The organism is Yimella sp. RIT 621 (assembly GCF_004146205.1).
Lineage (GTDB): Bacteria > Actinomycetota > Actinomycetes > Actinomycetales > Dermatophilaceae > Yimella > Yimella lutea.
The window spans coordinates 1-10,832 of record NZ_SEIP01000025.1; the positions used below are offsets into that span (position 1 = coordinate 1).

The following is a 10,832-nucleotide window of genomic DNA, read 5'->3' on the forward strand; positions in this document are numbered from 1 at the left end:
CTGTCCGAGGGGTTTCGTCGTGGTGTTCGACATGCCCACATCGTACACCTGTTCGAACCGAGTTGGAATGGTGTGAACGGACGAATATCGTTTGTGGACAACCGAATTGGTTACTCGCGGGTTGTGGAGAATGCGTGGTTGAGCGGTCGTGGTTGGGCGGTCGTGGATGGTTGCCTTGGTTTCGGCGCGTACGCCCTCGTCCCTCGGGCGTTCGGCTCAACCAGCGGCGCCGCGTACGCCCTCTCCCTCGGGCGCGGGCTCAGCGCGCGTGACGGGTGTTCGGTTCAACCGGCGGGGCGGAAAGTGAGTGACTCAGAGACGGGCGTAGATGTACTCGTGGTGCGTGCTGAACCCGAGCGATTCGTAGAGCCCGATGGCCGGTGCGTTGTCGCTGCTCACCTGCAGATACATCGAGCGGACGCCGCGTCGGTCGGCCTCGCGGGCAGCAGCTCCGACGAGGGCCCGCCCGAAACCCTTGCCGCGAAACGCTTCTGCCACGTGCAGGTCGAAGAGTCCGACCCAGCCGGGGGAGTATGCGAGGCGGGTGTTCGCGCGCGGCGCGGTGTCGGAGAGCGTCAGGTATCGGCCGTCCTCGACGCCGGCGAGAACGCGTGCGGCGACGGTTCGTCGGTCGATCGTGCGCGGACTCGCCGCCCTCCACCACTGGTCCGTCGGTCGGGTTGTGGCATCGACGGTGACGCCTATTGCGGATCGCGTCAGCGCGATCTCGCGTACCGCCGCGGTCATGACAGCGACCCGCGGCGAGCAACGTCCGCCGCGTCGGTCGATCTCGGCCACCACCGGGTGATCCGATGGATCGAAACCGACCGGGCCGGCGATCTGGAACAACGCAGGCAGTCCGAGGCGGGCGTACCAGCCCACGCAGCGGTCCACCGCGTCCGAAGGCGAGAAGCCTGAATCGCCAAGGGCAAGAACGGAATTGCCTCTTCCAGTGAATCCTTCGGCGCTGCGCAGCAGCCAATCGCCGAGGTGCTCGCTGGTCAGCGGCGGCAGGCCGTCAACCATCAGTCGTTGCAGGTCGTCGATGGGGACGGTGCGGTGCGGGTGACCACGACGTGATGCCTTCGGCGGAATCTCCTTGGCCGCGACGACGTCGGCCCACTCGACACGAACACGTCCGTGCCGGGAATCGACCTCAACCCCGCTGCCGTCCGCGCAGAGCAGCTCGCCGGTCACGTCGGTGAACACGGCGCCGGTCGGGTCGCCCGGACGAAGTCGGCGACGGACCGCAACCCTGCGTCCGACACGAACCGGCCAGGGAAGGTGAGACTTAGTAAGCTCGTCGCCCATACGGCTTGCATACTAGGTCAGCAGAAAGTGACCAGCCGGTCCATCATCATCAGGAGGACTCCTCATGACGTACGTCATCGCCCAGCCTTGTGTCGACCTCAAGGACAAGGCGTGCATCGAGGAATGCCCCGTCGACTGCATCTATGAAGGTGAACGCAGTCTCTACATCCACCCGGACGAGTGCGTCGACTGTGGTGCCTGCGAGCCCGTCTGCCCGGTCGAGGCCATCTACTACGAGGACGACACCCCCGAGGAGTGGGCCGACTACTACAAGGCCAACGTCGAGTTCTTCGACGACCTCGGCAGCCCCGGCGGCGCGGCGAAGATGGGTCTCATCCCCAAGGACCACCCGCTGATCGCGGCGCTGCCGCCGCAGTCGCACGACGAGTGATCCGGCCGGCGCGTGCCCGTCGATCGTCATCTTCCTGATTTTCCCTGGGACACCCTGGCGCAGGCCAAGGCTGTCGCGAACTCGCATCCGGACGGCATTGTCGACCTCTCGGTCGGCACGCCCGTCGACCCGACCCCCCAGGTCGTCCGTGACGCGTTGATCGCGGCCGCGGATGCACCCGGCTACCCGCAGGTCTGGGGCACCCCCGATCTGCGCGAGGCGATTTCGGCCTGGTTCGCCCGCCGGCGCAATGCGCCCGGTGTCGACCCCGACGGCGTCATGCCGACCATCGGCAGCAAGGAACTCGTCGCTTGGCTGCCGACGATCCTGGGCCTCGGGCCGGGAGATGCTGTCGGTTTTCCCGAGATCGCCTACCCGACGTACGACGTCGGGGCGCGCATCGCCGGAGCGACCCCGGTGCCTGCTCAGTCGACCGTTCAGTTCGGTCCGCGTGCTCCGAAACTGTTGTGGCTCAACACTCCTGGCAACCCGCACGGTCAGGTGTTGCCCATCGATCACCTGGCCAAGGTGGTCCGCTGGGCTCGTGAGCGCGGCGTGATCGTCGCGTCCGACGAGTGCTACGCCGAGTTGGACTGGCGTGAGGGTGTCGACGACCTCACCACGCCGAGCATCCTGGACGAGCGGGTGTGCGGCGGCGACCACACCGGCTTGTTGTCGGTCTACTCGATGTCCAAGCAGTCGAACATGGCCGGCTTCCGGGCGGCGTTCGTCGCCGGTGATCCGGCTCTGGTCAAGAGGCTGGTCGACTTCCGCAAGCACGCCGGGATGATGGCGCCCTGGCCGGTGCAGCGTGCCCTGCTCGCCGCGGTCCAGGACGACGAGCACGTCGCCATCCAGAAGGAGCGCTACCGCTCGCGTCGAAACACCCTTCTCGGCGCACTGCGCGAATCCGGCTGGCGCACAGACCATTCCGAGGCCGGTCTGTACTTGTGGGCGACCAAAGGGCAACCGTGCCGGACCACTGTCGACGAACTCGCCGGCAAGGGAATCCTGGTGGCACCCGGAGACTTCTACGGCGCAGCTGCGGCAGCCCACGTCCGCATCGCGCTGACCGCCCCCGACGAGCGGATCGAGCAGGCGGCGGCGCGTCTGACCGCCGATTGATCACGGTTGACCGGTGGGCGGCGGACGCGTTTCACTACGTCTGCAGAACTGTAATTCTTGACACCCGGGGTGCCCCATCTGCCGGTGCAGTGCTGGGGTACCGTCATCGTCAGGCTCAGCAACCGGCGTCTGCGCCGGATTTTCGCGAGGACGGAAGGCATTTCCCTTATGACTGACACCGCTCCGGCCACCTTCGCTGCGGGTGACAAGAAGCTCGAGTTCGCCGTGATCCCGGCGACCGAGGGCAACGACGGCTACGACATCTCGGCTCTGTTGAAAGAGACCGGCAATGTCACGCTCGACGTCGGATTCGTCAACACCGCATCCTGCAAGTCGGCCATCACCTACATCGACGGCGACGCGGGCATCCTGCGCTACCGCGGCTACCCGATCGACCAGCTGGCCGAGAAGTCGACCTTCCTGGAGACCTCCTACCTGCTGATCTACGGCGAGCTTCCCACCAAGGAAGAGCTCGAGGAGTTCACCGGCAAGATCCAGCGGCACACGATGCTGCACGAGGATCTCAAGGACCTCCTGGCCGCCTTCCCGCGTGACGCGCACCCGATGTCGGTCCTGTCCGCCGCGGTGTCCGCGCTCGGCACCTTCTACCAGGACTCCCTGTCGATCACCGACAAGGAGCAGATCGAGCTGTCGACGATCCGGCTGCTGGCCAAGCTGCCGACCATCGCGGCCTACGCGTTCAAGAAGAGCGCCGGTCAGCCGACGCTCTACCCGGACAACAACCTCGACCTCGTCGAGAACTTCCTGCGTCTGACCTTCGGTTACCCGACCGAGGACTGGACCCCGAACCCGACCGTCACCAGGGCGCTCGACCAGTTGTTCATCCTGCACGCCGACCACGAGCAGAACTGCTCGACCTCCACCGTCCGTCTGGTCGGTTCGGGTCACGCGCACCTGTTCGCCTCGATCTCGGCCGGCATCCACGCGCTGTCCGGTCCGCTGCACGGTGGCGCGAACTCGGCCGTGCTGGAGATGCTCGACACCATCGAGAACGACTTCGGCGGCGACGTCGACAAGTTCGTCGAGAAGGTCAAGAACAAGGAAGACGGCGTGAAGCTCATGGGCTTCGGGCACCGTGTCTACAAGAACTACGACCCGCGTGCGGCCATTGTGAAGAAGGCCGCCGACGAGGTGCTCGAGGCGCTCGGCGTCGAGGACCCGAAGCTGGAGATGGCTCGCCGGCTGGAAGAGATCGCGCTCTCCGACGACTACTTCGTGTCGCGCAAGCTGTACCCGAACGTCGACTTCTACACCGGCATCATCTACAAGGCGATGGGCTTCCCGGCCGAGATGTTCACGGTGCTGTTCGCGATCGGCCGCCTGCCGGGTTGGATCGCCCAGTGGCGCGAGATGGTCGAGGACCCGGCCACCAAGATCGGCCGTCCGCGCCAGATCTACATCGGTGAGACCGAGCGCGACTACCCGTCCGCCTGACCCACACCGAGCGGTTTCAATAACGACCGGATCCCTCTACTACAGCGGTAGTAAAGGGATCCGGTCGTTATTGCGTGCGGGCCCGTCAGAGTTCGAGGGGCATCGGCGACATCGCCACGAAGTTCTGACCGAGGTTGGAGAACGTGCCGTGCAACAGGACGACCGGATTGGGGTGTGCTGGGGTCGGCTTGCAGTTCCACAACCCCGCTCAGTGCAGTTCGATACGCACCGTCGTCGCGGAGGCCGTCGGATTGGTCGCCTTGTCCCACGTCCAGCCGGAGCGGTCGGACGTGCGGTTCCAGGCCCGCCCGCCGACGACGACCGAGCTGATCTGCTCGGACTGCGCATGCGCGACGGCCCAATGGCCGATACCCCACGCCTGTTTCGTGGACTGTGCACGCACCGTGACGTACTTGCCGCTCGGTGTGGCGGTCACCCCGGTCTGCTCGCGAAGCTTCGCGACGACGTCGGTAGGAGAGCCCGGCTCGGTCGGGTCGTCCAGTCGGCAGCCCAACGACTCGGGGAACTTCCCCTCGAAGGAGGTGGCCAGCACTCGACCCTGGGTCTCGTGATCGGCATACGCCTCCGGGTAACCGGAGCGCTGCACATCCTGGGCCACTTCGGTCAACGGCCGGGTCTGCCATTGGTCGACCTTCACCAGAGCGGCGTAGAACCGGCGACTGGCGTACACCGGGTCGAGGATCTGCTCGGCGGTGCCCCAGCCCATGCTCGGACGCTGCTGGAACAGTCCTAGCGAGTCCCGGTCACCGCTGCGCAGATTGCGTAGTTTCGACTCCTGTATCGCGGTGGCGTTCGCGATCTGGCTCGCCCTGGTGGGCAGCCGCAGGACGTCGGTACCGACCATGCTGATCGTGGCCGAGTTGGCCACTTGCTCCGGACTCCACTGGTAGTCGAAGCGGTCGTCACGCACTTTGCAGGAGTTGGATCCGACGGCGTCCTGCACCCGCTGATATCCGTAGTAACCACCACCGGCGATGAGCGCCAGCAAGCCCAGCGGTAGCAAGCAGCCGAGCGTGCTGGTCAGGCGAGTGCGCCGGTGATCGGACTCGAAGCGCGCGTCGCCGAGGTGAAGGGCGTCCTCATCGTCCCAGTCGCTGTCGGCATCGCCGTAGGAGTCGGCGTAGGAGTCGGCGGAGCCGTTGTGATGCCGGTCGTACAGCTCCGTGGTTTCGTCGCGGCGCCGTTTGCGTCCGAAGATCACGCTCGGGCGCCGGTGGTGTGGTCGCCGCTGTGGGTGTTGGCGTGCAGGGCCTCGTTGAGCTCGATGCCCTTCCCCTCGCGGGCACGGCACTCGACGGTGCCGGTCTCGGAGTTGCGGATGAACAGCATGTTGGATCCGCCGGACAGTTCGCGTGCTTTGACGACCGAACCGTCGGGCATGGTGACCTTGGTGCCGGCGGTGATGTAGAGCCCTGCTTCGACCACGCAGTCGTCGCCGAGCGCGATCCCGATGCCGCTCTCCGCGCCGAGCAGGCAACGCTCGCCGATGCTGACCCGCTCGGTGCCACCGCCGGACAAGGTGCCCATGATCGAGGCGCCGCCGCCGATGTCGGAGCCGTCACCGACCACGACGCCCTGCACGATGCGGCCCTCGACCATGGAGGTGCCCAGGGTGCCGGCATTGAAGTTGCAGAAGCCCTCGTGCATGACCGTGGTGCCCTCGGCCAGGTGCGCACCCAGACGGACGCGGTCCGCGTCGGCGATCCGGACTCCGCTCGGCACAACATAGTCGGTCATCCGCGGGAACTTGTCGACACCGAAGACCTGCACCGGTCCGTCGACCCGCAGGCGCATCCGGACGGTCTCGAAGTTCTCCGGGGCGCAGGGGCCCAGGTTGGTCCATACGACGTTCTGCAGCACGCCGAACAGTCCGTCCAGGTTCATGGAGTTGGGCTGCACGATCCGGTGGGAGAGCAGGTGCAGGCGCAGGTAGGCGTCCGAGGCGTCCTTGGGTGCCTCGTCCAGGTCGATGCTGGTCAGCACCACCTTCGTGCGCACCTGGCGGCGCGGGTCCTCGCGCACCTGGGAGGCCAGCTCGGAAGGTGCACCATACGGATCGTCCGCCGGGGCCTGCCCCAGTCGCGGGGCGGGGAACCAGGTGTCGAGCACCCGGTCGTCGGTGGTGATCGTGGCCAGGCCGTAGCCCCAGGCGTTGCGCTGCTCGGTCATGCCTCAAGGCTAGGTGAGACTCCCCGCGGAGCCCGGTAGCGACCGTCCGACAAGATGTGTTCCATGGCTTCTCTCGACCTGAACACGGATGTCGTGACCTTGACCGCCGCCCTGTGTGACATTCCATCGGTGAGCAAGGACGAGCAGGCGATCGCGGACGCGATCGAGGCGGCGTTGCGCGAACTGCCGCATCTGAGCGTGCAGCGGGACGGCAACGCGATCGTCGCCCGCACCGACCTCGGCCGCGAAGAGCGCGTCGTGCTCGCCGGGCACATCGACACCGTCCCGATCACCGACCCGCCGAACGTTCCCGTGCGCCGGGTCGACGGGATGCTCCTCGGGCGTGGGACGACCGACATGAAGGGCGGGGTGGCGGTGCAGCTGGCGCTCGCGGCGGGAGTGCCCGAACCGACCCGCGACGTCACCTACGTCTTCTACGACTGCGAAGAGATCGAAGCCGAGTTCAACGGCCTGGCCCGGCTCGTGCGCAATCACCCCGACTGGCTCCAGGCCGACTTCGCGGTGCTGCTCGAACCGACGGACGGCGGGATCGAGGGCGGCTGCAAGGGCACGATGAAGGTCGACGTGTCGGCCAAGGGCATCGCCGCTCATTCGGCACGACCGTGGAACGGACACAACGCGATTCACGAGGCGGGGGAGATCCTCGCCCGGCTGTCCGCGTACGAGCCACGTACGGTCGACGTCGAGGGCCTCGCCTACCACGAGGCGCTGAACGCGGTCGGTATCGCCGGCGGCATCGCGGGCAATGTCATCCCTGACCGATGCGTCGTCTCGGTCAACTACCGGTACGCACCCGACCGCGACACCGAGCAGGCGCTGGCCCATCTGCGCGAGGTCTTCGCCGGGTACGAGATGGAGGTCAAGGACGCCGCCGACGGGGCGAAGCCCGGCCTCGACAAGCCCGCCGCCAAGGGGTTCGTCGACGCGCTCGCACTCCCGGTCGTCGGCAAGGAGGGCTGGACGGACGTCGCACAGTTCTCGGCGCTCGGCGTCCCGGCGGTGAACTTCGGGCCCGGCGACCCGAACCTGGCACACACCGACGACGAACGCTGCCCCGAGGATCAGATCACCGCCGCCTTGGAGGCCATGCGGCGATGGCTGTCGCCCGACTTCGCGGACGGGAGCCAGGCACGATGAACGCAGCCAAGGGGGAGGAGCCGATCGGCATGACTCGCGCCGAGATCGAGATGGTCGAGATCGAACGCCGCGGCTACCGCCGCGGGGCCACGACGCTGCGTGGTTCGCAGGTGCCCCACACCACCACCGACCAGCGTCTGCTGGATCGCCAACCCGACTCCGACTGGTTGCACACCGACCCCTGGCGGGTGATGCGCATCCAGGCGGAGTTCGTCGAGGGATTCGGCGCGCTCGCCGAACTCGGACCGGCGATCAGCGTGTTCGGCTCGGCCCGCCTCCAGCCCGGCAGCGAGCACTACGCCAAGGCTGTGCAGGTCGGACGGTTGCTCGCCGAAGCCGGCTACGCGGTCATCACCGGCGGTGGACCGGGCGCGATGGAGGCAGCCAACAAGGGGGCCTGCGAGGCCGGGGGAGTCAGCGTCGGACTCGGCATCGAACTACCCTTCGAGACCGGCCTGAACGAGTACGTCGATCTCGGTGTGAACTTCCGCTACTTCTTCGTCCGCAAGACGATGTTCGTGAAGTACTCGCAGGGATACGTTGTGCTCCCAGGCGGATTCGGCACGCTCGACGAACTCTTCGAGGCGATTACGCTCGCGCAGACGCAGAAGATCACCAGCTTCCCGGTGGTGTTGCTGGGCGCAGACTTCTGGACCCCGATGCTCGACTTCGTCACCGGAACGCTGCTGGCCGAGGGGATGATCTCGCCGGACGACGTGAAGCGACTGCAGATCGTCGACGACCCGGCCGAGGCGGTCGAGATCATCATCCGTGAGGACCGCCTGCTGCACCCTCCGGCGTGAGTCGGATCGCGAGGCCTCCGGGCATTACCCTGTCCGGGTGATCGTCGTTCTCATCGTCCTGCTCGTGGTCGTGGCCGGCCTGGCGGTTGCCGCTGTCATGGGACGCTTCGGCGGGTTCATGGACGACGCGGTCACCACGACACCCTTCGAGACCCTGCCCGACGGCCACCTGACCTCGGACGACGTCGCGTCCCTGCGCTTCGACCAGACCGTGCGCGGCTACCGCATGGGGCAGGTCGACGACGTGCTCGACCGCCTCCGTGAGGCGCTCGACGACCGCGACGCCGAGATCGCCCGTCTGCGTGCCGAGCGGGACCAGCGCATCGAGTATTAGAGAATTTCCTTGGGGGACAACGCAATCGTCATCGGATCGGACGGCATCGCACGTTGTGCGTGGGCCGGGTCCGATCAGCTCTGTCTCGCGTATCACGACGACGAGTGGGGCCGGGCCGTACACGGTGAGCAGGCGCTGTACGAGCGGATCTGCCTGGAAGCCTTCCAGTCAGGCCTCGCGTGGATCACGATCCTGCGCAAACGACCCGCGTTCCGCGTGGCCTTCGCCGAGTTCGACCCCGATGCAGTCGCCTGCTTCGACCAGGGCGACGTCGACCGACTGCTGAAGGATGCCGGCATCGTGCGCAACCGGCGCAAGATCGACGCGGCGATCACGAACGCGCGGGCGACGCTCACCCTGCGTGAGCGAGGCGGACTCGACGAATTCGTCTGGTCGTTCGCCCCGCGGCACCACCGTCCGCCGACAGACCTCAGCCACGTGCCGGCTCAGACACCAGAGTCTGTGGCACTGTCGAAAGCGTTGAAACAGAACGGTTTCGCGCACGTTGGGCCGACCACCATGTATGCAGCAATGCAGGCATGCGGTCTCGTCGACGATCATCTCGCCGGCTGTCACCGGCACGCAGAGCCGCGATGAGCCTGGCAGCCTGTTCCGCGCTGATGCGCGTCCAGCAGCGTCTGGGTCGGTCCGTCGACGCCCACCTGGGCTGGTGGGTCCTCGGTGTGTTCCTGCTCGCGCGGTTGTTCTCGGCGGTGCTGATGGCCCGCATTGCGCCGCACACGGGCGAGATGGTGGTCGCCTACCGGGAGGAGCGCGGACCGCTCGGCTACTGGGACATCGTCCATTCGTGGGACGGCAAGTGGTACGAGCAGATTATCCGTGAGGGCTACCCGAAGGTGCTGCCGCTCGACCAGGAAGGCGAGGTCGCGCAGAACACCTGGGCGTTCCTGCCGCTCTACCCGGCCATGACAGCGGGACTGATGCTGGTCAGCGGGTTGTCGTTCGGCGCCGCGGGATCACTGATCTCGATCGCCTGTGCCGGTGCCGCTGTCGTGTTGATGAGCGTGCTGTTGCGTGAACGGATCGGTGCGCGCGGCGCGTTCGCCGCCACGCTGTTGTTCTCGGTAGCGCCCTCGTCGCCGGTGCTGCAGATGACCTACACCGAGTCACTCGGGATTCTGCTGCTGACCATCTTCCTGTGGGCGATCACCAGGGAACGCTGGTTGACGGCGAGCGCCACCGCGCTGCTGCTCGGCTTTGAACGACCGATCGCTCTGTCGCTCGTCGGGGTCGTGCTGGCGGTGCTGCTGCGAATGGTGCTGCGGCGGCACGATCTGCGGCTGCGCCCTCGTGACGTCCTGGGCGCGTCAGGGACGTTGATCGCGACCGGCATCTGCGGCCTTGCCTGGCCGGCCGTGGCTGCTTGGCGCACAGGGGAGTTGGACGCCTACACGCGCACCCAGGCCGGGTGGCGTGCCGGAGACGTCGTGCCGTTCAAGCCCTGGTACACCAACTTCCAGATCCTGTTCGGTGAGGGCAAGGGCGTCATCGTGCTCTTCGTCCTGGTCACCGTCGTGTTCATGATGATGACGGGGCCCTGGTCGCGCGGACTGGGTTTCGTGCTGCGCGCGTGGATGGTGTCGTACTCGCTGTACCTGCTGGCCATCGTGGACGTCTGGAGCAGCACCTTCCGTTTCCTGCTGTTCCTCTGGCCGATCACCGCGATCCTGGTCGGGGCCGCGCAACAGCGGTCGGGGGACCGGTTGCTGGTCGGCTGGCGTACCGCCGCCTGGGCTGTCGTCTTCCTCGGCTGGCAGATCTGGTGGGTGGACGAACTGTTGCACTTCACCCCGCCCGCCGACAGCGCGATCTGACACCAAGGCAGATTAGGACGAGACTCACCCACACGCTGGTCGAGTGGGCGCGGAGCGTTACGAGACTCACCCACACGCTGGTCGAGTAGGTGCGGAGCGTTACGAGGCTCACCCACACGCTGGTCGAGTAGGTGCGGAGCGTTACGAGACTCACCCACACGCTGGTCGAGTAGGTGCGGAGCGTTAGCTGTTCTGTCCACGGACGTTAGTTACGGCGAGTCGACTGGAAT

At 66.6% G+C, this 10,832-nt stretch carries 11 protein-coding genes; 8 read left to right on the forward strand and 3 right to left on the reverse strand.

Annotated elements, in window-relative coordinates; genetic code table 11:
- Positions 1-312 precede the first annotated feature (312 nt).
- Positions 313-1,311, reverse strand: coding sequence for an N-acetyltransferase (locus EU513_RS15340; RefSeq protein ID WP_129627703.1), 999 nt, complete (start codon positions 1,309-1,311; stop codon positions 313-315).
- A 64-nt stretch (positions 1,312-1,375) separates the two neighbouring features.
- On the opposite strand from EU513_RS15340, the gene fdxA reads away from it, so the two are divergent.
- The 3 genes from fdxA (at position 1,376) to EU513_RS15355 (ending at position 4,282) form a co-directional block, all read left to right on the forward strand.
- Entirely contained in the window at positions 1,376-1,702 is a 327-nt protein-coding gene (gene fdxA / locus EU513_RS15345) for a ferredoxin (protein WP_129627706.1), read from the forward strand.
- Between the two features lie 12 nt (positions 1,703-1,714).
- Positions 1,715-2,827, forward strand: coding sequence for a succinyldiaminopimelate transaminase (gene dapC, locus EU513_RS15350; protein WP_129627709.1), 1,113 nt, complete (start codon positions 1,715-1,717; stop codon positions 2,825-2,827).
- Positions 2,828-2,995: 168 nt separating this feature from the next.
- Complete coding sequence (locus EU513_RS15355; RefSeq protein WP_129627712.1) at positions 2,996-4,282, forward strand: citrate synthase; 1,287 nt, start codon at positions 2,996-2,998, stop codon at positions 4,280-4,282.
- A 208-nt stretch (positions 4,283-4,490) separates the two neighbouring features.
- Here EU513_RS15355 and EU513_RS15360 read toward each other — a convergent pair whose 3' ends face one another.
- Complete coding sequence (locus tag EU513_RS15360) at positions 4,491-5,504, reverse strand: hypothetical protein (RefSeq protein WP_129627715.1); 1,014 nt, start codon at positions 5,502-5,504, stop codon at positions 4,491-4,493.
- Positions 5,501-6,472, reverse strand: coding sequence for a 2,3,4,5-tetrahydropyridine-2,6-dicarboxylate N-succinyltransferase (dapD, locus tag EU513_RS15365; RefSeq protein WP_129627718.1), 972 nt, complete (start codon positions 6,470-6,472; stop codon positions 5,501-5,503). The genes EU513_RS15360 and dapD overlap by 4 nt, the downstream gene beginning before the upstream one ends.
- A gap of 63 nt (positions 6,473-6,535) precedes the next feature.
- Here dapD and dapE point away from each other — a divergent pair, with 63 nt between their 5' ends.
- The 5 genes from dapE to EU513_RS15390 are packed head-to-tail and all read left to right on the forward strand — an operon-like array spanning position 6,536 to position 10,602.
- Positions 6,536-7,630, forward strand: coding sequence for a succinyl-diaminopimelate desuccinylase (dapE, locus tag EU513_RS15370; RefSeq protein WP_129627721.1), 1,095 nt, complete (start codon positions 6,536-6,538; stop codon positions 7,628-7,630).
- Between the two features lie 50 nt (positions 7,631-7,680).
- On the forward strand, positions 7,681-8,433 hold the full coding sequence (locus EU513_RS15375; protein ID WP_129627733.1) for a TIGR00730 family Rossman fold protein: 753 nt from the start codon (positions 7,681-7,683) through the stop codon (positions 8,431-8,433).
- Positions 8,434-8,470: 37 nt separating this feature from the next.
- Entirely contained in the window at positions 8,471-8,767 is a 297-nt protein-coding gene (locus EU513_RS15380) for a DivIVA domain-containing protein (protein WP_129627724.1), read from the forward strand.
- Positions 8,768-8,776: 9 nt separating this feature from the next.
- Positions 8,777-9,364 (forward strand): DNA-3-methyladenine glycosylase I, encoded by a 588-nt coding sequence (locus EU513_RS15385; RefSeq protein WP_129627727.1) that lies wholly within the window; start codon positions 8,777-8,779, stop codon positions 9,362-9,364.
- Entirely contained in the window at positions 9,361-10,602 is a 1,242-nt protein-coding gene (locus tag EU513_RS15390; protein ID WP_129627730.1) for a hypothetical protein, read from the forward strand. Before EU513_RS15385 ends, EU513_RS15390 begins: the two co-directional genes overlap by 4 nt.
- Positions 10,603-10,832 lie beyond the last annotated feature (230 nt).